Source organism: Streptomyces sp. ISL-98, assembly GCF_018614055.1.
In the GTDB taxonomy this organism is placed as follows: Bacteria; Actinomycetota; Actinomycetes; order Streptomycetales; family Streptomycetaceae; genus Streptomyces; species Streptomyces spiramyceticus.
In genome coordinates, this window is record NZ_JAGGPB010000019.1 from 116,353 (window position 1) to 138,319 (window position 21,967).

Annotated in this window: 20 protein-coding genes; 13 read left to right on the plus strand and 7 right to left on the minus strand. The window is 67.0% G+C overall.

The annotated features are described in order from the left end of the window. The first annotated feature begins 36 nt into the window (after positions 1-36). From J7I98_RS13540 to J7I98_RS13595, 12 genes are all read left to right on the plus strand, one after another. Complete coding sequence (locus J7I98_RS13540) at positions 37-1,059, plus strand: ABC transporter ATP-binding protein (RefSeq protein WP_251020568.1); 1,023 nt, start codon at positions 37-39, stop codon at positions 1,057-1,059. After that, the gene (locus J7I98_RS13545) at positions 1,056-1,826 is read left to right on the plus strand and encodes an ABC transporter permease (RefSeq protein WP_214920907.1); all 771 of its coding nucleotides are present in this window, start codon (positions 1,056-1,058) and stop codon (positions 1,824-1,826) included. Before J7I98_RS13540 ends, J7I98_RS13545 begins: the two co-directional genes overlap by 4 nt. 2 nt (positions 1,827-1,828) lie before the next feature. Further along, on the plus strand, positions 1,829-2,653 hold the full coding sequence (locus J7I98_RS13550; RefSeq protein WP_214920908.1) for an ABC transporter permease: 825 nt from the start codon (positions 1,829-1,831) through the stop codon (positions 2,651-2,653). Positions 2,654-2,657: 4 nt separating this feature from the next. Beyond that, positions 2,658-3,929 (plus strand): MCE family protein, encoded by a 1,272-nt coding sequence (locus J7I98_RS13555; RefSeq protein ID WP_214920909.1) that lies wholly within the window; start codon positions 2,658-2,660, stop codon positions 3,927-3,929. Next, positions 3,926-4,954 (plus strand): MCE family protein, encoded by a 1,029-nt coding sequence (locus tag J7I98_RS13560; protein ID WP_214920910.1) that lies wholly within the window; start codon positions 3,926-3,928, stop codon positions 4,952-4,954. The genes J7I98_RS13555 and J7I98_RS13560 overlap by 4 nt, the downstream gene beginning before the upstream one ends. Beyond that, positions 4,951-5,934, plus strand: coding sequence for an MCE family protein (locus J7I98_RS13565; RefSeq protein WP_214920911.1), 984 nt, complete (start codon positions 4,951-4,953; stop codon positions 5,932-5,934). The genes J7I98_RS13560 and J7I98_RS13565 overlap by 4 nt, the downstream gene beginning before the upstream one ends. Continuing rightward, entirely contained in the window at positions 5,931-7,097 is a 1,167-nt protein-coding gene (locus J7I98_RS13570) for an MCE family protein (protein ID WP_374225118.1), read from the plus strand. Before J7I98_RS13565 ends, J7I98_RS13570 begins: the two co-directional genes overlap by 4 nt. Continuing rightward, positions 7,094-8,425 (plus strand): MCE family protein, encoded by a 1,332-nt coding sequence (locus J7I98_RS13575; RefSeq protein WP_214920912.1) that lies wholly within the window; start codon positions 7,094-7,096, stop codon positions 8,423-8,425. Before J7I98_RS13570 ends, J7I98_RS13575 begins: the two co-directional genes overlap by 4 nt. After that, the gene (locus J7I98_RS13580) at positions 8,422-9,627 is read left to right on the plus strand and encodes an MCE family protein (RefSeq protein ID WP_214920913.1); all 1,206 of its coding nucleotides are present in this window, start codon (positions 8,422-8,424) and stop codon (positions 9,625-9,627) included. The genes J7I98_RS13575 and J7I98_RS13580 overlap by 4 nt, the downstream gene beginning before the upstream one ends. After that, on the plus strand, positions 9,624-10,175 hold the full coding sequence (locus J7I98_RS13585) for a hypothetical protein (protein ID WP_251020569.1): 552 nt from the start codon (positions 9,624-9,626) through the stop codon (positions 10,173-10,175). The genes J7I98_RS13580 and J7I98_RS13585 overlap by 4 nt, the downstream gene beginning before the upstream one ends. A gap of 185 nt (positions 10,176-10,360) precedes the next feature. Next, positions 10,361-10,921 (plus strand): hypothetical protein, encoded by a 561-nt coding sequence (locus J7I98_RS13590; RefSeq protein ID WP_308377741.1) that lies wholly within the window; start codon positions 10,361-10,363, stop codon positions 10,919-10,921. A 28-nt stretch (positions 10,922-10,949) separates the two neighbouring features. Next, positions 10,950-11,663, plus strand: a complete 714-nt coding sequence (locus J7I98_RS13595) for a maleylpyruvate isomerase family mycothiol-dependent enzyme (protein WP_214920916.1) — start codon at positions 10,950-10,952, stop codon at positions 11,661-11,663. A 557-nt stretch (positions 11,664-12,220) separates the two neighbouring features. Here J7I98_RS13595 and J7I98_RS13600 read toward each other — a convergent pair. The 7 genes from J7I98_RS13600 to thyX form a co-directional block, all read right to left on the minus strand. Further along, positions 12,221-13,708, minus strand: coding sequence for a uracil-xanthine permease family protein (locus tag J7I98_RS13600; RefSeq protein ID WP_214920917.1), 1,488 nt, complete (start codon positions 13,706-13,708; stop codon positions 12,221-12,223). 99 nt (positions 13,709-13,807) lie between these two features. Then, a complete protein-coding gene (locus J7I98_RS13605; protein ID WP_214920918.1) occupies positions 13,808-15,199 on the minus strand; it encodes an acetyl-CoA carboxylase biotin carboxylase subunit family protein in 1,392 nt (463 codons plus the stop codon). Continuing rightward, a complete protein-coding gene (locus J7I98_RS13610) occupies positions 15,190-16,431 on the minus strand; it encodes an ATP-grasp domain-containing protein (protein ID WP_214920919.1) in 1,242 nt (413 codons plus the stop codon). The genes J7I98_RS13605 and J7I98_RS13610 overlap by 10 nt, the downstream gene beginning before the upstream one ends. Next, positions 16,428-17,774, minus strand: coding sequence for an MFS transporter (locus tag J7I98_RS13615; RefSeq protein WP_214920920.1), 1,347 nt, complete (start codon positions 17,772-17,774; stop codon positions 16,428-16,430). Before J7I98_RS13615 ends, J7I98_RS13610 begins: the two co-directional genes overlap by 4 nt. 76 nt (positions 17,775-17,850) lie before the next feature. After that, a complete protein-coding gene (locus tag J7I98_RS13620) occupies positions 17,851-18,906 on the minus strand; it encodes an isopenicillin N synthase family oxygenase (protein WP_251020570.1) in 1,056 nt (351 codons plus the stop codon). 43 nt (positions 18,907-18,949) lie between these two features. Further along, positions 18,950-19,549, minus strand: coding sequence for a TIGR00730 family Rossman fold protein (locus J7I98_RS13625; RefSeq protein WP_214920921.1), 600 nt, complete (start codon positions 19,547-19,549; stop codon positions 18,950-18,952). Between the two features lie 34 nt (positions 19,550-19,583). Further along, positions 19,584-20,351, minus strand: a complete 768-nt coding sequence (gene thyX, locus J7I98_RS13630) for an FAD-dependent thymidylate synthase (protein WP_214920922.1) — start codon at positions 20,349-20,351, stop codon at positions 19,584-19,586. A 496-nt stretch (positions 20,352-20,847) separates the two neighbouring features. On the opposite strand from thyX, the gene J7I98_RS13635 reads away from it, so the two are divergent. Next, entirely contained in the window at positions 20,848-21,942 is a 1,095-nt protein-coding gene (locus J7I98_RS13635) for a helix-turn-helix domain-containing protein (protein WP_214920923.1), read from the plus strand. The last annotated feature ends 25 nt before the right edge of the window (positions 21,943-21,967 follow it).

Here is a 21,967-nt window from a genome sequence, read left to right on the forward strand (position 1 = left end):
GATGTCAGAGCTGCTCCCCGCTGAAGGGTGAACCGGATGGGTGTCGAGATCTGTGTGGAAGGGTTGACGAAATCCTTCGGCCACCAGGTCATCTGGCAGGACGTCTCGCTGACGCTGCCCGCCGGCGAGGTGTCCGTCATGCTCGGTCCCTCGGGTACGGGCAAGTCGGTGTTCCTCAAGACGCTCGTCGGCCTGCTGAAGCCGGACCGGGGTTCGATCCGGATCGCCGGGAAGGACATCACCGAACTCCGCGAACGCGACCTGTACGAGGTGCGCAAGCTCTTCGGCGTGCTGTTCCAGGACGGCGCGCTGTTCGGTTCGATGAATCTGTACGACAACATCGCTTTCCCGCTGCGCGAGCACACCCGTAAGCCGGAGAGCGAGGTCAGGCGGATCGTCCTCGAAAAGATGGACATGGTCGGCCTGATCGGCGCCGAGGACAAGCTGCCCGGCGAGATATCCGGCGGCATGCGCAAGCGGGCCGGGCTGGCGCGGGCGCTGGTGCTCGACCCGGAGATCATTCTGTTCGACGAGCCGGACTCGGGGCTCGACCCGGTGCGCGTGGCCTATCTCAACCAGCTCATCGTGGACCTGAACGCGCAGATCGACGCGACTTTCCTGATCGTCACCCACGACATCGCCTCCGCCCGGCAGGTACCGGACAACATCGGGCTGCTGTTCCGGCGCGAGCTGGTGATGTTCGGCCCCCGCGAGGAGCTGCTCGCGAGCGACGAGCCGGTCGTACGGCAGTTCCTCAACGGCCGTATGCAGGGCCCGATCGGCATGGCGGAGGAGAAGGACGCCGCCCAGGTCGAGCAGGAGCTCGCCCAGCTCGACGCCGGTGACCACCGCGGACCGAAAGGCGGCAAGGGGGCATCCGGAGCGGGCATCACCCCGCGCCTGCTGCCCAGCCCCGGCGTCACCCGCCCGCCCCGGTGGCAGGCGATCGCCGAACGCGAGGAGCGGCTCCACCGGGCGGAGGCCGGGAAGGCCGCAGAGGCCACAGAGGCCGAGGAGACGGCAGAGCCCACAGAGGCGGCGGAGGTGGCGGACGCATGAGCCTGTCCCCCACCGGAGCACTCAGGCATTCCGGCAGCCTCTTCGCCATGGCGCTGGATGTCCTCAGGACGCTCCCCCGCCGACCCTTCCAGGTACGTGAGTTCATCCAGCAGGCCTGGTTCATCGCCAGCGTCACCATCCTGCCCACCGCCCTGGTCTCCATCCCCTTCGGCGCCGTCATCGCGCTCCAGATCGGCAGCCTCACCCGGCAGCTCGGCGCCCAGTCGTTCGCCGGCGCCGCCTCGGTCCTGGCGGTCCTCCGGGAGGCGTCCCCCATCGTCACCGCCCTGCTCATCGCCGGGGCCGGCGGCACCGCGATCTGCGCGGACCTCGGGGCACGCAAGATCCGCGAGGAGATCGACGCCATGCAGGTGCTCGGCATCGACCCGATCCACCGGCTGGTGGTGCCCCGGGTGCTGGCCACCATGCTCGTGGCGGTCCTGCTCAACGGTCTGGTCTCGGTGGTCGGGGTCGCCGGTGGCTACTTCTTCAACGTGGTCCTGCAGAACGGCACACCAGGCGCCTACCTCGCCTCCTTCACCACACTCGCGCAGCTGTCGGACCTGTGGGCCGCCGAGTTGAAGGCACTGGTCTTCGGCGCGATCGCCGCGATCGTCGCCTCGTACAAGGGCCTGAACGCCAAGGGCGGGCCGAAGGGCGTCGGCGACGCGGTGAACCAGTCCGTGGTCATCACCTTCATGTTGCTGTTCGTGACGAACTTCGTGCTGACCGCCGTCTACTTCCAACTCGTTCCGCAGAGGGGATAGCGATGGCTCTGCCGAACCCGCTCAAAGGCGCCGGACGCTCCCTGGAGGAGCTGGGCACCCAGCTGGTCTTCTACGGGCGTTCCCTCGCCTGGACCGGCCGCACCCTGCGCCGCTACAAGAAGGAAGTCCTGCGCCTGCTCGCCGAAGTCAGCTTCGGCCGCGGAGCACTGGCCGTCGTCGGCGGCACGGTCGGCGTCATCGCCTTCCTCTCCTTCTTCACCGGCACAGAGGTCGGACTCCAGGGATACGCCGCGCTGAACCAGCTCGGCACCTCCAACTTCGTGGCGTTCCTGTCCGCGTACTTCAACACCCGCGAGATCGCCCCACTGGTCGCCGGGCTCGCCCTCTCCGCGACCGTCGGCGCGGGCTTCACCGCCCAGCTCGGCGCCATGCGCATCAGCGAGGAGACCGACGCGCTGGAAGTGATGGGCGTCCCGTCGCTGCCCTTCCTGGTCACCACCCGGATGATCGCCGGATTCGTCGCGGTGATCCCGCTGTACGTCGTCGGGCTGCTCTCCTCGTACTTCGCCGCCCGGACCATCACCACCGGCTATTACGGGCAGTCCGCCGGCACGTACGACCACTACTTCCAGCAGTACCTGCCACCGGTCGACGTCCTGTGGTCCTTCGGCAAGGTCATCGTCTTCGCCGTCGTGATCATCCTGGTCCACTGCTACTACGGCTACTACGCGAGCGGGGGCCCCGCCGGGGTCGGCGTCGCGGTCGGCCGTGGCGTGCGGACGTCCATCGTCGCCATCAACATCCTCGACTTCTTCCTCAGCCTGGCGATCTGGGGCGCCAACACGACCGTACGGATAGCGGGGTAGGCCCATGCCCATACCGATACCGACTCTGACCCGGGCCACGAAACTGCGGCTGTACGGGATCGTCTTCCTCGTCGTCATCACGCTGCTGCTGTCGCTGACCGTCGCCGTCTACCAGCAGGTCTTCACCCCGGCCGTCCGCATCACGCTGGAGGCGAGCACCCTCGGCAACCAGCTGGAGCCGCGCGCCGACGTCAAGCTGCGCGGCCTGCTGGTCGGCGAGGTCCGCGAGGTGCGCGCCGACGGCAAGAAGGCAACCCTCGACATCGCGCTCAAGCCCGAACATGTCGCGCTCATCCCGTCCGACGTACATGCCCGGATGCTGCCGAAGACGCTGTTCGGCGAGAAGTACGTCGACCTGGTCGCCCCGCGCAATCCTACGGCGCGGCACATCCGCGCCGGTGACGTCATCACCCAGGACCGCACCAAGGTCGGCATCGAGCTCCAGCGCCTGATGAACGACCTGCTGCCGCTGCTGCGCACCGTACGGCCCGCCGACCTGAACGCCACCCTGTCCGCGTTCGCGACCGCGCTCGAAGGGCGCGGCGACAGGATCGGCGCCAACCTCGTACGCCTGGAGGGCTACCTGCGCAAGATCAACCCGCACATGCCGTCCATCAAGGAGGACATCTCGCGGTTCGCGGATGTGGCGGAGGTGTACAGCGAAGCCGCCCCCGACCTGCTGCGGATCCTGGACAACACGCTCACCACCAGCAGGACTCTGGTCGAGAAGGAGGACCAGCTGGCGTCGGTGCTGACCTGGACGGCGACCGCCGCGGACACCGCGGAAGGCGTGCTCGACGACAACGGCGAACGGCTCATCACCCTGGGCCGCGTATCCCGTCCCACGCTGGCCCTGTTCGCCCGCTACTCGCCGGAGTACCCCTGCCTGCTCGACGGTCTGGTGCAGCAGGAGGCGCGGGCCGAAGAGACCTTCAGGGGCGGGGAGATGCGCATCACGCTCGAATTCGTCCATCCCCGGCCCCCTTACAAACCCGGCGAGGAACCGCGCTATGCCGATCGCTCAGGACCGGACTGCAGAGGTCTGCCGAACCCGGGGACTCCCGCCCCACCGACCAAGCTCAATGACGGTACGTCAGGTACTTCTGGTGCGTCCGGTAAATCGGGTACGACCCGTACTTCCGGCACAGCTGCCGAGCAGCGGGCCGTCGCTTCGCTCGTGGCCCCGGTCATGGGTGTGCCGGCCGACGAGGTGCCCGCTGTCGCGACCCTACTCTTCGGCCCGATGGCCCGCGGAACGGCGGTGAGCGTCGTATGAGCGCGATGGCCACTACCGCGCAGCTGGTCAAGTTCAGCGTCTTCACGGTCGTGACCGTGGTGGCGACCGCGGTGCTCGCGGCCACCATCGTCAATGTCTCCTTCACGCCCCAGGACACCTACAGCGCGGTGTTCAGCGACGTAACGAGCCTGGAGGAGGGCGACGACATCCGGGTCGCCGGGGTACGGGTCGGCGAGGTCGAGTCCATAAGGATCAAGGACCGGACGCTGGCCGAGGTCACCTTCAGCGTCTCCCGCGACCGGCCGCTGCTCACCAGCACCGGTGCCGTCATCCGCTACCGGAGTCTGGTCGGACAGCGGTACATCGCACTGACGGAAGGCGCCGGGGACGGCAAGCGGCTGCCGGACGGCGGACAGATCCCGCTCTCCCGCACCGAGCCGGCGCTCGACCTCAACGCGCTGCTGAACGGCTTCAAGCCGCTGTTCGCCGCATTGAGCCCGAAGGACGTCAACCAGCTCGCCACCGAGATCATCAAGACCCTGCAGGGCGAGGGCGGCACGGTGAACAGCCTGCTCGCGCACACTGCCTCGCTCACCACGACGCTCGCGGACCGCGACAAGCTCATCGGTTCGGTGATCGACAACCTCAACACCGTGCTGAAAACCGTGAACAAGCGCAGCACCCGCTTCTCCGATCTCCTCGCGCAGCTGCAACGGGTGATCTCGGGCCTGTCGGCCGACCGCAAGGCCATCGGCGGCTCGCTGGCAGGCATCAACGGCCTCGCGGAGGCCACATCGGGCCTGCTCAAGGACACCCGTCCGCCGCTGAAGACCGACATCGCGGAGCTGTCGGAGCTCGCCGGAACGCTGAAGGACAACGAGAAGACTGTGGAGGGCGTCCTGAAGCGCCTGCCGAACAAGCTCAACAAGCTGACGGGCACCGCCTCGTACGGCTCCTGGTTCAACTTCTACCTGTGCGACTTCGACGGCCGGATCGTGCTGCCGAAGACCTCCGAAGTGATCACCCCCGAACTGCACGTCGCACGGGCGAGGTGCGGCCGGTGATTCCCTTCCGTGAGCGCAACCCCGTGACGATCGGCGCCGTCGGCCTCACCACCATCGCGCTGCTGATCGCCGCGGCGTTCAACGTCGAGAGCCTGCCGCTGATCGGCAACGGCGAGAAGTACAGCGCGGCGCTCTCCGAGGCGGGCGGCCTCAAGCCCGGCGACGAAGTCCGTATCGCCGGGGTCAAGGTGGGCAAGGTCGACGACGTCGATCTGGACGGAGACCACGTCAAAGTGACCTTCCGGATCAAGGGAGGCCCGGAGTTCGGCACCAGGACGGGTGCGTCCATCCGGATCAAGACGATCCTGGGCGCGAAGTACCTGGCGTTGGAGCCGGAGGGCCCCGGGCAGATGCGGCCCGGCAGCGAGATCCCGCTGAGCCGGACGGTGGCGGCGTACGACGTCGTGGAGGCCTTCAGCGACCTGACCACCACCACGGAGAAGATCGACACGGAGGAGCTGGCCACCGCCCTGGACACCATCTCGGCCACCTTCGAGGACTCGCCCGCCGAGGTCAGGGCGTCGATCAAGGGACTGTCGAAGATCTCCCGGACCATCGCCTCCCGGGACAAGGCACTGCGCGAACTCCTCGGCCACGCCAACGGCGTCACCGGTGTGCTTTCGGAGCGGTCGGGCGAGTTCACCAAGCTCGTCAAGGACGGCGACAAGCTGTTCAAGGAGATCGCCGAACGGCGCCAGGTCATCCACGCACTGCTCAAGAGCTCGGTCGCCCTCGGCATCCAGCTCTCCGGCCTGGTCGAGGACAACCGCAAGGAGATCGGCCCAGCCCTCAGCAACCTGAACGCGGTGGTCAAGCTCCTGGAACGCAACCAGGAAAGCCTCAACCGCAGCGTCAAGCTCATGGCGCCCTTCGCCCGGGTCTTCACCAACACCCTCGGCAACGGCCGCTGGTTCGACAGCTACATCCAGAACATGGTCGCCCCCACACCGGTGACCCCGCGGACGGAGGGATCACGGTGATCAGAAACAACCGCTTCATCCGTCGCATCGCGCTCGTCACCGCACTGGTGGTCGTCGCGGGACTGGCCGTCGTGTACTGGCCGGAGTCGCCCAGGGTCCGCATCACCACGTACTTCCCGCGCACCGTCGGCATCTATCCCGGTTCCGACGTACGTGTCCTCGGCGTCAGGATCGGCGAGGTCAAGAAGATCACGCCGGAGGGCGAGCGGGTCAGGGTCGAGCTGGAGTACGAGGGGGAACGCAAGGTCCCCGCGGACGCCAAGGCCGCGATCATCAACTCCTCGGTGGTCAGCGACCGTTACGTACAGCTGCTTCCGGTCTATCGGGGCGGCCCTGCAATGAAGGCAGGCGCCGTCATTCCCGAGCACCGGACGGCCGTACCGGTCGAGCTGGACCGTGTATTCGACAGTCTCCGTACGACGGCGGACGCGCTCGGCCCGAAGGGCGCCAACAAGGACGGCTCGCTGTCCCGGCTCCTCGGGGTCAGCGCGGACAACCTCAAGGGGCAGGGCGATCAGATGCATCAGACCGTCGAGGACCTTTCGCAGGCCGTCACCACGCTGTCGGGCGGCCGGAAGGACCTGTTCGGGACCGTACAGAACCTGCAGGTGTTCACGGCCGCGCTGGCGGCCGACGACAAGAGTGTCCGGTCGTTCAACGACAGCCTGGCCAAGGTCGCCGAGCAACTGGCCGGTGAGCGCAAGGACCTGGCGGCGGCGGTCAAGCACCTGGCGGCCGCGCTGGCCGATGTGGCCGACTTCGTGAAGAACAACAAGAAGGCGCTGACCGCCAACGTGAAGGGCCTCTCCAAAGTGACCAAGGTGCTGGTCACCCAGCGCGCCGCCCTGGAGGAGCTGCTCGACGTAGCCCCCGCCGGGCTCTCCAACCTCCAGAACGCCTACAACCCGGAGTCCGGCACGCTCGACACCCGCAACAACCCCGACCATCCCCAGGACCCGGCCGCGCTGCTCTGCTCCGTGCTCAAGACGACCGGGGAGAAGGCGGACTGCCGGGACCTGAAGAAGCTGTTCGACTCACTGCCGGAGCTGCCCCAGGCCGACCCTGTGACCGGGGAGGCGGGGCCGGTGGCGGGCTCGGGCTCAGGCCCCGGCTCGGGCTCGGTCGACAGGACGCTGGGCGGAATCCTGGAGGCCGGCGCATGAGCACAATCTCCAGTCCTCGCAAGGCGGCCCTGTGGGCGGCCGCCGGTTCGCTGCTGCTGACCGGATGCGAATTCAATGGCCTGTACGACGTCCAGCTGCCCGGCGGAGCCGCCGCGGACGGCCATGCCTACCGTGTCACGGTCGAGTTCAGAGACGTACTGGACCTGGTGCCCCAGTCCACGGTGAAGGCGAACAACGTCACCGTCGGCGCCGTCGAAAAGGTCGAACTGGACGGCTGGCACGCCAAGGTGCGACTACGCGTCGCCGATTCGGTGAAGCTGCCCGCCAACGCGACGGCCGAGCTGCGGCAGACCAGCATGCTCGGCGAGAAGTACGTGTCACTGTCGCCGCCGACGGACGTCGCACCCGTGGGCAGGCTGACCGACGGCGCGAAGATCCCGCTGTCCCGCAGCGGGCGCAACCCGGAGATCGAAGAGGTACTTTCGGCGCTTTCCGCACTGCTCAACGGCGGTGGGGTGGCTCAGCTCCACACCATCACGACGGAGTTGAACAAGGCGTTGGAGGGCCGCGAGAACCGGGTCAAGTCCCTGCTCTCCGAGCTCGACACCTTCATCGGCGGCCTCGACAAGCAGCGCGCCGAGATCGTCCGCGCGCTGGAGGGCATCGACAAGCTCGCCAAGAGGCTCGCGAAGGAGAAGGCCACGATCGGCCGGGCCATCACCACCATGCCGCCGGCACTGAAAGTGCTGGCCGACCAGCGCACCAAGCTGACCACGATGCTCACCTCCCTCTCGAAGCTCGGCAAGACGGGCACGAAGGTGATCAACGCGTCGCGCGCCGACCTGACAGCCAATCTGCGAAGTCTCCGGCCGATCCTCCAGCAGCTGAACAAGGCGGGCAGCGATCTGCCCAACGCGCTGGAGCTGCTGACGACGTACCCGTTCCCGCGCAATGTCGTGGGCGCCATCAAGGGCGACTACGTCAATCTCAAAGTCACCGCCGACCTCGACCTCAACAGCATCTACGGGAACCTCGCCGACGACCCGAAGAAGCCCGCCGAGCCCGGAAAGCCCACGCTGCCCGGGACACCCGATGTCCCCGACGTCCCCGAACTCCCCGAAACGCCGGGCCTTCCGGAGACCCCGGAGCTGCCGGACGCACCGGAGCTGCCGGATTCGCCCCCTTCGAACCGGCCGCCGGGAGAAGGAGACGGGGACGGAGGCGGGGACGTGCTGTGCCCGCCGGTGTGCACCAGCAGTTACTCGTCGTACGGCGACTACTCCTCGTACGGCGGCGTCGGCTCCGACTTCGGCTCCGACTTCGACCTCGCTCTGGCGGAGCTCATGCTGAAGGGGATGCAACCGTGATCACACGTACGGTCAAAGCCCAGCTGCTCGCCTTCTCCCTGGTCACCGCCCTCGGAGTGTCCTACGTCGGCGTCGAGTACACCGGACTGGTCGACCGCGTCCTGGACCGCGGATACACCGTACGAGCCGACTTCGCCGACTCCGGAGGCATCTACTCGGGCGCAGAGGTCACGTACCGAGGGGTCCCCGTGGGCCGCGTCGGCGATCTGCGGCTGACCGGCAGCGGCGGCGTCTCGGTGGCGCTGCAGTTGGAGGGCTCCCCGCAGATCCCGGCGGACACGCTGGCGGTCGTGGCGAACCGTTCCGCCGTGGGCGAGCAGTACGTGGATCTTCAGCCGCGTGCCGAGGGCGGCCCGTACCTCCATGACGGCGGCGCCATCGCCCGTCGGAACACCCGAGTGCCGGTACCCACCACAGACCTGATCCTCAGCCTGGACCGGCTGGTCAACTCGGTGGACAAGCAGGACCTGCGGATCACGGTCGACGAACTCGGCAAGGCGTTCGCCGGCACAGGTCCGCATCTGACCCGGCTGGTGGACTCGGGCAATGACCTGGTCGAGTCGGCGTCGGACTCGCTCCCTCAGACCATCTCGCTGATCGAGGACTCACGGAAGGTTCTGAAGACCCAGGCCGACAAGGGCTCGGCAATCAAGTCATTCTCCAGCGATCTGGCAGACCTGACCGCGCAGTTGAAGTCCAGCGACGGCGACCTGCGCGCCCTTATGGGCAACGGCACTTCCGCCGCCCAGCAGATGAACTCGCTGCTGAAGTCCAACGAGCCCCACCTCCCGGTCCTGCTGGGAAACCTGATCAGCGGCGGCCAGATCACCGTCGCCCGACTCCCCGGCGTGGAACAGACGCTGGTCACCTTCCCGGTGGTGGTAGCGGGCAGCCACACGGTCATCCCCGGTGACGGCACCACCCACTTCGGGATGGTGGTCAACGCCGACGACCCACCGCCGTGCCGACAGGGCTACAAGACGCAGCGCCGCGACCCGTCGGACACCACGAACCGCCCGGCGAACACCGACGCCCGCTGCACGGCGCCGCGCGGAGGCGACACATCGGTCCGCGGAGCCCAGAACGCCCCGGGCGCCGGCAGCCCGACCGGAAGGCCCGTCGAGATCGGCTCGACAGGCGGAGAACAGAACGTGTTCGGAAAGGACTCATGGCAATGGCTGCTAATAGGACCAATGGCATGACCCACACACTCGTGGCCCGCGCGACGCGCCCCCTGCGCCGCCTTTGGGCCGTCCTCCTGCGCGCCGCCCGCCGCGGCAGGGCGCTCCCGACGGGACTCGCCGTAGTGGCCACCGTACTGGCGGCCGCGTCCGGCTGGCTCGGCGTCCAGTGGTACGAGCGCAATGAGACGGACCAGCGGCACGAGGACATCCTGACCGCGGCCCGCCAGTCCGCGCTCAACTTCACCTCGCTCGACTACCGCCACTACGACCGGGACAGCAAGAACGTACTGAACGGCGCGACCGGCGACTTCAAGAAGCAGTTCACGGCGCAGACCGCACAGCTCACAAAGCTCGTCACCGCCAACAAGTCCGTATCCGAAGGACAGGTGCTCGATGCGGGCATCGCGAGGGCCGACGAACGCTCCGCCCGGGTCCTGCTGGTCGCCGACAGCAAGGTGACCAACAGCGCCGCTCCCCAGGGCACGGCCCGCAACTACCGGCTGCAGCTGGACCTGGTGTTCGAGGACGGCCGCTGGCTGACCTCGAACGTCGAGTTCGTCGGCTGAACACCACCAGCACCACCGCACCACCCGTAAGGAGACCCACAGTGGCGAACCAAGCCGTCCGAGTGGCAGCGGCCGCCCGCGCCGCGGCCAAGCGAGCCGATAAGGCACGCCGCGCAGGCAGGCCCGAACCCATCTCGTCCCGAACGCTGTCCGTAGCACCAGTAAGCAAGCCGGACACACCTACGGTGACCGCCCCAGACACCGCAACCAAGCCAACACACCCCGAAAGCCCATCAAGCCACCGCGCCGGCCTGCTCAGCGCGGCTCTGGCGGTCCTGGTCGTAGCGGGTCTGACCACAACCACCGCACTCGCCCTGGACCACCGGGAATCCCAGCGTACGGACCAGGCCCGCACGGACGCACTGGCGGCAGCGCGCCAAGCGGCCCCCACCATCCTGTCGTACGACTACCGCCACCTGGACCGCGACTTCACCACCGCCCGCGGCCACCTCACCGGCTCCTTCCTCAAGGAGTACGGCAGGACGACCAGGACCGTGGTCGCACCGACCGCCAAAAAGTACCGAGGGGTGGTCAAGGCCACGGTGGCGAAGCCCCCGGGCGACGACGGTTCGGCAGCGGTTTCGGTGGTGTCGGCCTCGCCGGACAAGGCCGTCATCCTGCTCTTCATGAACCAGGTCACGAACAGCACCCAGATCTCCGGACCACGCGTCGACCTCAACCGGGTGAGGATGACCCTGACACGCACCCCCGAGGGCTGGAAGGTGAGCGCGGTAGACGCGCTGTAGCCGACGCCCATGAGGCAACGTGGTCGGCATGGACTTGTCCCACGTCATCAGCGAAATATCCCGCTCCGGCGCCCGCTTCGCAGCCACCCTCACCGACACGGAGCTGCGCAGCCCCTCGATGCTGCCCGGGTGGACCCGTGGCCACGTCGCCGCCCACGTGGCTCGCAGCGCCGACGCCTGCGTATGGCTGCTTGCCGTCGCCCGCACAGGTGCCGAGCCCGCGCCGCGGGCCGGCACCGAGGCACTCGCCCGAGCCGTCGAAGCCGACGCCGCCCGCCCCGCCGCCGCACTGGTCGCTGACGTGCGCGCTTCGCTCGCGCGCCTGGTCGAGGACGCCGAATCGATGCCCGCCGAAGCATGGGACACGCTCGTCACGGCCCTGGCGGGCTGGCGCCATCCGGCCTGGTACACCCTGTACCGCTGCTGGCGCGAGCTGGAGACCCACCACGTCGACCTGAACGCCGGCTACTCCACGGCTGACTGGCCCACGGCGTACGTGGCGTGGGCCCTGGACGACACCCTCGCCACGCTGAGCGCACACAACTTCCCGATCGCCCGTATCGAAGCCGTCGACCTCGCCAGATCATGGAACCCGTCCCCGACAGGTCCCACAATCAGCGCCCACGGCCACACCCTCCTCGGCTGGCTCAGCGGCCGCACGCCCAACGCCACACTCACCACCGACGGTCCAGTCCCGAACCCACCCAACTGGCCACTGCCACCAGCCCCGGGCTGGAACTGACCCCGGGAAAAGCAAAAGCCCCAGGTCACGGCGAGTGAGTCCTGAGGCTTCTACAGAGCCGCCTTCGGGATTCGAACCCGAGACCTACGCATTACGAGACCGTGAGCGTTCGTGCTGCGTAGTGCCTGGCCGTGCTGCCGAGTGACGTTTTACCTGATCAGACCATGTGCGGCTGGTCAGTCTGTCCTGCCTCCTATTACGTCGTCCAAAGGCGTCCGGCCACCGGCTGGCCACCGAGAAGGGCACCGCGACGACAAAGAAGCGGGTTCACCCAGGTTGTCGACCTTCCACAGACCGCCTGCGATACCCCCGCACTCCAACGGATCGCTCCAGGGGAAGCTGCTCCAGCGTAGCCGGGAGGCTGTTCCCACGACCGCTGACGGGGAGAACGGGAGCCGGCCCCCGTGTTGCCGCCGGCTGTCCGCTGCCCTCCCCCGCGGCCGATGGGCTGATCCGCTGCCGGGAACCCACACGATGCACGATCATCACCTTGTGAGGCGGCGAACGGCGAAGGAGCCAGTTTCATGGACAAGGGAAAGCCGAGAAGTGTTTCGCGGTCACCGTTCTGCCGGAGGGTGGGATGGGGCCGCGCTGCATTTCAACTCACCTCCGCACAGCCGGGATTGTTCCGGAGGCGCCGCTCGTTCAACCGACCGGGGAGGCCGTCGGGCGGTCCGGGAGCGCGGGGGCTCGGACGTCGTGCCGGGCTCTGGGGCGGCGGTTCTGTTCTTGCAGAACCTGAGGAAGTGGTAGGTCAGCAGCGTGGCGATGGTGCCGAGCGCGATTCCCGTGATGGTGAACGAGTCGGACAGTTGGAGTGAGACCCCTCCGATGCCCATGACCGCGCCCGCGGCGATGGACAGGAGGTTCACCGGGTCCGTGAAGTCGACACGGTTCGTGATCCATATTTGGGCGCCCATCAGGCCGATCATGCCGTACAGGACCACGGTGATCCCGCCCAGGACGCCACCGGGAACCGCGGCTACCAGCGCTCCGAATTTGGGACAGAGACCGAACAGTACGGCGACGGTCGCCGCGACCCAGTACGCCGCGGTGGAGTAGACACGTGTAGCGGTCATCACGCCGATGTTCTCGGCGAACGTGGTGGTGGGTGCGCCTCCGACGGCCGAGGACATGGCTGTCGCCATTCCGTCAGCGGCGATGGCGCGCCCCATGCTCGAGTCGAGGTCGGTGCCCGTCATCTCGGCGACCGCCTTCACATGGCCGGTGTTCTCCGCGATCAGCGCTATGAGGGCAGGCAGTGCCAGGAGGACGGCGCTCGTCTGGAATGCTGGTTCGTGGAGCTGCGGGAGGCCGAACCAGTCCGCGCCGGTCACCCCGGAGAGGTCGACACGGTAGTGCTCCGTCACCTTGCCGGTTGCGTCGGGGCCGGTGAGCGGGCCTGTGAGCAGGTCGAGGAGCCAGGACGAGGCGAAGCCGAAGAGCAGTCCGAGGAAGACGCCGATACGTGCCCACACGCCGCGCAGCAGCGCCGACGCGGCGATCACCACGGCCGTGGTTGCCAGGGCGACCCACTGGTCCTGCGGCCAATAGGTGTGGGCCACGACGGGGGCCAGGTTGAAACCGATCAGGAGGACCACAGCGCCCGAGACGGCTGGTGGGAAGAGGCGGTGGATGACCCGGGGTCCGATGAAGTGGACGAGGAGGCCGATGCCGGCCATGACGAGTCCGGAGATGACGATGGCGCCGAGAACGGTCGGGGTGTCGCCGCCCCCGGCACGGATGGCGGCGACCGCGCCGACGAAGGCGGCGCTGGTTCCCAGATAGCTCGGGACCTTGCCCTTGGTGACGAGCAGGAACACCACGGTGGCAAGTCCCGACATCATGACGGCCAGGTTAGCGTTCAGGCCCATGACGGTGGGGAAGACGAAAGTGGCCCCGAACATGGCGACGACGTGTTGCATACCGAGGGCTGCGGTGAGAGGCCACGAGAGGCGCTCGTCCGGCCGCACCGAGACTCCGGGCGCGGGTGGCCGGCCGTCACCGTGGACGGTCCAGCCCACGCCGAATCTGTTGGCAGGCATAAGAAGTAGTGCCTTTCTGGGCAGGGGTGCGCACGGGCGGTGCGGGCGGCGGCGCTGTACCTCGGTGGGTGCTGCCGCCGCCCTGTGGGGCATGCGAACTCAGAGGTTTGCAGCGCCTGCGAGTACGGCTGCGGGCTCGTGATGGTCCGCGTCGCGGACGCAGCGGCGTACGACGCCGTCGATCTCGTCCAGCAGGCGCGCGGAGATGAGTCCGAACCGCTGGGCGATGCTCTGGAGGGCGGGCAGGAGGTTGTGTGCTTCGGCGAGGTCGCAGGAGAGGATGACGTTGCCGTGGGTGACGCCGTCAATGTTCAGTCGGGTAGCCCGGACCAGGTCCAGTTCCGACTCCAGGGCCGCGATCGCTTGCGGCGTGAGTGCCGTGGCGGGGAACTGGAACGCGAGGCGTCGCTCGGCCTGTTCGAGCTGCCGTGCCTTCTCCGGAGTCCACCGCCCGTGGGCCAGGTCGACGAGACAGGCATACGTGTTGCAGCCCGAGGCGGCGATGGACAGGGTGGTCGAGCCGGACACGCGCGGGTTGATCTCGATGATCTGATACGTACCGTCTGTGTAGATCATCTCGATCTCCGCGGCGCCTTCGATACCGATCCGGGCGCACATACCGCGGATGGCCTCGGCGACGGGTACGAAGTCGGCCTCGGCGGCCGGCCGGGGTGCGGCGTAGCGCAGGCTTCCGAAGGTGAACTCCGGCTTGCCTCCCGTGGCCCCCTTCCAGATGAGGGGCTGGATCACGTACGCCCCTTCGTGGCCGACGATCTCGACGGAGCACAGTTCGCCCTGTACGCACTTCTCCAGCACGACATTGCCGTTGAAGGGCGAGCCGAGGAAGTCGTGGAGGTCGGCCTTGCCGTCGAGGAAGCTGATCCCGTTGGCCAGGCAGTCCCAGAGGGGCTTGGTCAGCAGGGGGAATCCGAAGCGGAGCGCGCTGCGCTCGACGAGTTCGCCGTAGGCCGGCACGGCGAGGCTGCGGCCGTTGAGGAGGTCGCCGTCGAGGAGCATCCCTTCGGGGGTGTCCAGTCCGAAGGACCGGACCAGCTCCTTGGTGTCCCACTTGTTGGCGAGGATCCGGGTGGCGTCGACTCCGTGCATGACCATCGGAATGCCGTGCCGCGCGAGCTCTTCCTTGACCAGTGCGTCCCTCAGCGCGTTCTCGTCCGCGATGGAGAGCGAGATTACGGCGTCGGGCCGCCACTGCAGGAGGTGCGCGACGAGTTGGTCGGCGGTGGTGTCCGTACTGATCTTCGCGGACTCGCCGGGGAAGTCCTCGGCGGTGCAGTCGCCGTCGGTGTAGAAGAGCTTGGCCTGGACGCCGTCGTGGACGAAGGTGTCGTGGAGGCGGCTGAGGTAGGGCGCCGTCTGCTGGATCTCTATCGAACGCAGGAAGGCGATCCTGTGGACCGCGGCCCGTCCAGCGCGAGTCTGCGGTGCCGGTGCCGGTGCTGGGGTCCGCGTCTGGGTCTGGGTCATCGCCATGAGGTGGCCACCTCCACCGACACGGTGTTGGTCATTTCGAGTGCGGCCTTGTTGGCTTCCTGGGCGGTCGCCGCGCGCAGGATGACGTGGCCGACGCGGCCGATGTTGTCCTGCGGTGCTCCGACCTTGTCTCCGGGCATCGTGTACACGGAGGTGGTGACCTCCTCCCCTTCAGGAAGGTTGTGGATCCACCGGAGCGTGCCCGCTTGCGGCGCGGTGAGGAACCGGATGGCCGCGGCCTCGGTCCGCAGCGGGGTGACATCGGGCTGTTCGCCCAGGGCGGTCTGGAGGTAGGCGCGGGCTTCGCTGATGCCGAGCGCCTCGGAAACCAGACGCATGATGTGGTCGCCGGGCGGCCGTGCTCCGATCTCGATGATCTTTGCCGTTCCGTGGGCGTCAGCCTTGATCTCGGTGTGGGCGATGCCGTTGCGCAGTCCGAGGGCCCGTACAGCCTGTTCCGCGGTGGCCAGAACGGCCTGTCGGATATCGTCCGTCAGGTCGGCTGGCACGGTGTGGCCCAGCTCTGCCCGGCTGGACCCCTGGGTGGTGAACTTTTCCGTCACGGCCAGGTGGTGGACCACGCCCTGGCTGATCACGGTCTCGACGCTGTACTCGTCTCCGCCCACGTACTCCTGGGCGAGCAGCGTGGTGTCCAGGGCTATGCCGTGCGGGAACTCGTGTGTCTGCTCCTGTGCCAGCCGTGCGGCTGCGGGAAGGTCCTCGGCGCACCGGACGACGGAGACGCCGATCGATCCCGCGTTCTCCGCAGGCTTGACGACGAGCGGGTAGGCGATTCCCGCCTCAGAGATGAGGAGGGCCAACTCGGTGTGGTCCGCCGCGGCGACGGTGCGGGGGGCCGGCACGCCGTGTGCGGCCAGGACCTCCGACATGAGGCGCTTGTTGCGGCAGGCGTCGGCCAGTTCCACGGCATGTCCGGGAAGCCCCAGTTCGTCGGCGAGCCGGATGGCCAGCGGTGAGAGGAACTCCCAGGACGTGACCACGCCGTCGATGGCGTAGGCGCGGCAGAAGGCGGCCAAGTCGGCCAAGGCCTGGTCCGGCCGGGAGAAGTCGGTGAAGACGGTGCCGCTGATCGCCTCCCTGAGTTCGGTGCCGTACTGCTCGTACAGCTCCTTGTGGGTGGCGACGTAGGCCTGGACGCCGAGCCCAGCAGCCGCGTCCAGCAGTTCCTGACCGGCGGCGACGTTGGCCTCGATCAGCAGGATCTTCTTCATGAGAGGTGGTCTTCCAATGTGTCTGTGTTGTCGGCGGGGCCGGTCGCGAGCTGGTCGGTGGGTTCGGGGGCCGATGGCCGGCGGATCCCGCGCTCCAGACTGAGCACCAAGGGGATGGTGCAGAGGCTGATCGCGGAGAGGAAGAGCCAGGGCCATGCGGGGCCCTGGGCCAGGAGCCAGGTGAGTGCTGCCGGCGCGATGGCTCCGCCGACCGTCCAGGAGAGCTGGAAGACGCCCAGGTAGCGACCGCGGGCGTGCTCGGGGGCGAGCATCACGCTCAGTTCTCCCATGGGCGGTGAGCCGAGCACCTCAGCGAGGGTGTACACGACGACGGCCGCCAGCAGGCCGGCCAGAGCCGCCCAGGACGGCAGCAGGTCGAGCACTGCGAACCCGCCGAACGCGACGGCGTTGACCGCGGCGGCCAGCGCGATGACCCGGGTGGCGCGATGACGTTCGATCCAGCGGCTCGCGAGTGTCTGGGTGGTGGCGACGAGCGCGGTGTTGAGGGTGATGAGGACACCCGCCACCCACGCGCCGGCCTCGAGGGTGTCCGTCGCGTAGATGCCCAGGAGAATGCTCAGCACCATGGATGCGAGGACGAAGGCCACGTTGGCTGCCACGAGCCGCATGTACGTGCCGTCCCGCAGGACGCTGAGGTAGCTCGCCTTGGGGGGGGCTACGGGGTCGGACCTGGTGGTGTCGGCGCTCTGCGGGCTCGCATTCTGCCGCCATGTGCTGATGAGCCAGGCTGCCGCGAGGTAGCTGAGCACATTGAGCGCAACGAGGGTCTTGAGCCCCGTGGTGCTGGCCACCGCGACGGCGAGAGCCGAGACGGCGCCACCGAAGCCGATGCCCACGTTGCGCAGGGCCCGGATGAACGCGAACCACCGCGTCCGGTCGTGGTCCTGGGCGACGAGAGCCACCAGAGCGCTGCTGGAGGTCCAGTACATCGAGGCACCGGTCTGCACGACGAGTTGTGTGACGACGATCTGCCAGGCCGAATCGGTCACCAGCAGGCTCACGAAGCCTGCGGCCGATATGAGATTGCCGAGCGCTACGACCGTGCGGGGGCCTTTCCTGTCAAGCAGCCAGCCGGCCAGCGCGGGTGCGGGAAGCGCCAGTGCGTAGCCCAGGGTCAGCGATGCTCCGACCGTGACCAGGGACAGCGAGCTGGTCTGGGAGAAATACACGACCATGAACGCCATGACCAGGCCACTGGCCAGACTGTCGATGACATTGACGGCGACGAATCGGGTGCTCCCCGTCAGATCGGGGAGACCGAGTCGATAGCCGAGAGACTTTTCACGGCGCCGGGGTGGCGTCGCCTGTTCGGCCTGTGGCATTCATGAACCGTTCTGATCGCAGTGGATTTCAGCATGGGGGCGGACTGTGGCCCTGCATCGGAGACTTCTTCGGCCGCTAAAGGTCGTAGGCGCGCCGGAATTTTTCCATGATGTACTCACCGGAGAGCACCGACTGATGCCTGGGGGGATTTTCGGGTGTAGCGCAGGTCGGGATGCATTCGATGAGCGTGTCGAAGTTCGGCTGGTGGAAGAAGGGCATCGAATAGCGCTCTCGATGCGACACTTCACGCGGCGGGTTGACCACCCGGTGGACGGTGCTCACCCACTTGTTGTTCGTCCATATGGCCATGAGGTCGCCGATGTTGATGACGAACGAGCCGGGGATCACCGGGACATCGAGCCATTCCCCCTGCCGGTCCTGGACCTGAAGTCCGCCAGGAGAGTCGTCCTGGTAGAGGATCGTCAGGCTGCCCCAGTCGCTGTGCACACCCTTGCGCAACTGTCTCGGCTCGGGGGCGATCGGCTGTGCCGGGTAGTAGTTGGCGGTCAGGTTCGTCATGTGCCGGTCGACCTTGCGATCGAACCAGTTCTCAGGGAGCCGTAGGGCCAGGGCGAACAGCCGCATGATTTCGAGGGCGAGATCCTCCATGTTCCCGTAGTACTCGCGGTAAGTATCCGAGAATCCGGGAAGCTCCGGCCACCTGTTGGGAAGCCGCAGACGGCCGTCGACGTCCTCAGGGAGTGCGTTGTCCCCCGCATCGCCGAGGCGGTTGTACGTGAAGGTCTCCGAGAGGTCCGGCCTCGATCGCTCCTCTTGTACCGAGGCGTGCGCGTTCGAAGCGGCGAGGCTCCCCTTCCGTCCGAATCCGCGCATGAGAGGGTCCAGCGGATCACTGCGCAGCGCCTCCTTCTGCTCGTAGGGCAGAGCGAAGAACTTGCGCGTGGTGTCGTACATGTCCGCGATGGACTGCTGCGGGATCCCGTGTCCGACGACTACGAGGAAACCGCTGTTCTCGCAGACCTCGCCGATGGCGTCGGCGACACGCTGACGCTCGGCAGCGGTTCCCGAAAGCGCCGAACTCAGGTCGATGACGGGCACGTACCCGTCCACCACGGTGATCGGGGAAAGGCTGGAGCTGTTCAGATCAGCAGAGATGATTTCAGCCGTCATGAGATGTTCTTTCTGTGCTTTCTTTTTCCGCCGGGGAGAACGACTACGCCGGATCCTTACGGACCGGCACCGGCCCGGGGGCGGCCTGCCACCGCGGTGGCGGTGCCTTCCAGTCGCGGCAGACGCCGAGAAGGTCGGCGGAGTCGAGGATCGGGAGGAAGCCGTCAAGTTCCTCGGGGCGCAGGAAGCCGTTGACGGCCATCCTTCGGGCTGCCCCCAGGAGCCGGTCCCAGTAGCCGTCCACGTTGAGCAGGGTGACCGGTTTGTCGTGGTGACCGAGTACGAGCCAGGCCCACACCTCGACGATCTCCTCGACGGTTCCGACACCGCCCGGCAGCGCGACGAAGCAGTCGCCGAGGTCGGCCATCAGCTGCTTGCGCTCATGCATGCTCTCCACGACGTGGAGTTCGGTGAGCCCGCGATGGGCGATTTCGGCATGAACCAGGGACTGCGGCATTACGCCGGTGACTTTCCCGCCCGCTTCGAGTGCGGCATCCGCCACCGCTCCCATGAGTCCGACCGCGCCGCCGCCGTAAACTATCTCGCATCCGGACCGCGCCAGCTCTGAGGCGAATCTCCTGGCCTCGCGCTCGAATACAGGCTTGTTTCCCAATGCGGAGCCGGCGTAAATGGTTACCTTCACGCCCGGTTCTCCCGCGCTCCTGTTCCGCGATACGTCACGGGCTGACCCGGCCGAATTCATTGAACGCGCCGTGCGTCAGAGGCATCAGCTTGGCGAACTCGTTCTCCATCTGCTCGGCCACTATCTCGATTTCGCGCTGCGGGTGGGAAACGTACGTCGCGTCGTCCCGGTTCGTGCGCAGGCCAAGGAAATGCATGAGAGCGCGGGCATTGCACGTCGCATAGACGGCCGAGTAGGTGGAGACAGGCAGCACCGTGCGAGCCAGCTCCCTGGCCACCCCGGATTCCAGCAGGTGGTTGTATTCCTCGTGCGCTGCACGGAAGGCGCGTGAGGCGGATGTCGTCAGCATGTCGTGGTCGCCCTCGGCGCCGGCGACGTACTGGTAGTCCCCGGGCTTGCCCTCCTGGCGCAGCAGCCGGTCCGAGTCGGGCACGTAGAACACGGGCTTGATCTCCCGGTAACGCGCGCTTTCCTCGTTGAACGACCATGTGCGGTGGCGCATCATGTGGCGCACGGTGAAGATTGGCGCATTGACGAGGAACGTCATGTAGTTATGCTCGAAGCAGCTGCCGTGACGGCTTCGCATCAGGTACTTGATCAGGCCGTTCTTGTATTCGTCACCGCGCTCCTCGCGATGGGCGTCTTCTCCGGCAGTGGATACGCGAGCGGCCCGGACGACTCCGATGTCACTTGCCGAATGGTCCACCAGCTCGACGGTGATGTCGCTACGGAGCTCGAAGGTTCCGGATTCTGCCGTCCCCGCGCTGCTCAGAGTGGCCCGGTCGATCTCGTTGACAGTCATCAGACGTAAATTCCCTTGCTCGTTGACATGAAGAGGGCTCCAGGGTTCTTCACGGCCTTCTGGGGCGCTGACCCCAGCCGCTATCCTGGATTACTTGGCAATGTTCCTCGTGATGCTCCGGATGCGACTTGAAAGAGGAAACTCGCAACCTGTTACGCGAAGCTGGAGGCCGCTTTCCTCGCTTAATCATCATGTCGCTGCGCTTGATTGAAGAGAAGCATCCTTGATCATCAGCTCTATGCATCGCACACACATGATGGTCGACAAAGCGGACATTTATCATTTTCTCACCCTCTGCGTTATTTTGCGGATCCTGATTCAGGGTCTCCGGTTGACTCTTCATGCCACCCGCAGCCACTCACTGCTATGCGTGTGCAACGGCAATGCGATGCACGCCTCCAGGAGTAACAGGCCCCATCAAATGGGAAGAGCTGCTGGTGAAATGGCATCTCACTCCGAAGGGTGCACGAGGGAAGCCGGATCAGCATGTAAGATGATGTTGCTGTTGTTCACAAAAGGGAAGGGATTAAATTCCGTGACGCACAGAGGAATGGCAGGCAGTGGTAGCGCAGAACTGCCGGCGATCCTCGGCACCCTCGCGAAATCGCTGTACCAAAAGGCTTTGGAAAACGGGGAACTCGACCTCGCTGCGGATGCTCCCGAAACGCCCGCCTCCTCTAGCGCCGCGGAGGAACTCCTGAGCTTTGGGCTCCTCGATCCCGCACCGCGGTCCCCCGGCAGGTTCCTGCCCGTCGATCCGCGTGTGGCCGAGGCGAGGATCGGATCCGCATGGCGTACACGCGCGCTGAGGCTTCTCGACCAGGCAGCCGACTTCAGCGACGAACTGGCGCCATTCATCGAGCGGTATCGCTCCCCCGCCGGCCGCCCGGACCCAGGCCCGGGCGGCAACCGTTTCAGCGGAGCCAAGGCGATCAACATCCACCTCGGCCAGGCGCTCGACGAATGCAGGGAGGAACTGCTCACCGCGCAGCCGGGCGGCGGGCGTCCTTCCGGGCTCCTGCGCGAGGCGGTGGCACGCGACCAGGCCGTCCTGAGGCGCGGGGCCTCCATGCGCACCCTCTACCAGCACAGTGCGCGGTTCGACGCGCCCACCCGTGACTACGTCTCCGATGTATCAGCGCTGGGTGCCCAGGTGCGGACACTCGACGAGTTCTTCGAGCGGTTGATCGTGGTGGACCGGAAGGTTGCCTTCATACCGGCGCCCGACAACGACGACGACGCTGTGATCATCAAAGACGAAGCCGTGGTCCGGTACCTCGCGGACGTCTTCGACCGGAGCTGGCAGAGAGCGACCGAGTTTCCGGTAGGCCCTGACGGCTCTGACGTCACAGCGGCCAAGGCCGTATCGAACGAACTGCGCGCCTCCATCGTCAGGCTCCTGATCGAGGGCGAGTGCGTGTCCACCATTGCCAGGCGCGTCGGACTCAGCCAGCGCAACTGCGCCACGCACCTCGCCAAACTGAAGCAGCAGCTGGGAGCGGAGACCTTGTTCCAGCTCGGCTTCCGGGTTGCGGAGTCCGGGTTGTACAGCGTGGGTAGTCCTGCCGGTTCGGACGAATCGTCGGCTTGATCGCATGACCATCACCCTGCCAAGC

What these genes read in the sequence shown, in the direction of transcription:
- J7I98_RS13540 (WP_251020568.1), top strand. Translation starts at nt 37, where the DNA reads ATGGGTGTCGAGATCTGTGTGGAAGGGTTGACGAAATCCTTCGGCCAC.
- J7I98_RS13545 (WP_214920907.1), top strand. Translation starts at nt 1,056, where the DNA reads ATGAGCCTGTCCCCCACCGGAGCACTCAGGCATTCCGGCAGCCTCTTC.
- J7I98_RS13550 (WP_214920908.1), top strand. Translation starts at nt 1,829, where the DNA reads ATGGCTCTGCCGAACCCGCTCAAAGGCGCCGGACGCTCCCTGGAGGAG.
- J7I98_RS13555 (WP_214920909.1), top strand. Translation starts at nt 2,658, where the DNA reads ATGCCCATACCGATACCGACTCTGACCCGGGCCACGAAACTGCGGCTG.
- J7I98_RS13560 (WP_214920910.1), top strand. Translation starts at nt 3,926, where the DNA reads ATGAGCGCGATGGCCACTACCGCGCAGCTGGTCAAGTTCAGCGTCTTC.
- J7I98_RS13575 (WP_214920912.1), top strand. Translation starts at nt 7,094, where the DNA reads ATGAGCACAATCTCCAGTCCTCGCAAGGCGGCCCTGTGGGCGGCCGCC.
- J7I98_RS13585 (WP_251020569.1), top strand. Translation starts at nt 9,624, where the DNA reads ATGACCCACACACTCGTGGCCCGCGCGACGCGCCCCCTGCGCCGCCTT.
- J7I98_RS13595 (WP_214920916.1), top strand. Translation starts at nt 10,950, where the DNA reads ATGGACTTGTCCCACGTCATCAGCGAAATATCCCGCTCCGGCGCCCGC.
- J7I98_RS13600 (WP_214920917.1), bottom strand. Translation starts at nt 13,708, where the DNA reads ATGCCTGCCAACAGATTCGGCGTGGGCTGGACCGTCCACGGTGACGGC.
- J7I98_RS13605 (WP_214920918.1), bottom strand. Translation starts at nt 15,199, where the DNA reads ATGGCGATGACCCAGACCCAGACGCGGACCCCAGCACCGGCACCGGCA.
- J7I98_RS13610 (WP_214920919.1), bottom strand. Translation starts at nt 16,431, where the DNA reads ATGAAGAAGATCCTGCTGATCGAGGCCAACGTCGCCGCCGGTCAGGAA.
- J7I98_RS13615 (WP_214920920.1), bottom strand. Translation starts at nt 17,774, where the DNA reads ATGCCACAGGCCGAACAGGCGACGCCACCCCGGCGCCGTGAAAAGTCT.
- J7I98_RS13620 (WP_251020570.1), bottom strand. Translation starts at nt 18,906, where the DNA reads ATGACGGCTGAAATCATCTCTGCTGATCTGAACAGCTCCAGCCTTTCC.
- thyX (WP_214920922.1), bottom strand. Translation starts at nt 20,351, where the DNA reads ATGACTGTCAACGAGATCGACCGGGCCACTCTGAGCAGCGCGGGGACG.
- J7I98_RS13635 (WP_214920923.1), top strand. Translation starts at nt 20,848, where the DNA reads ATGTTGCTGTTGTTCACAAAAGGGAAGGGATTAAATTCCGTGACGCAC.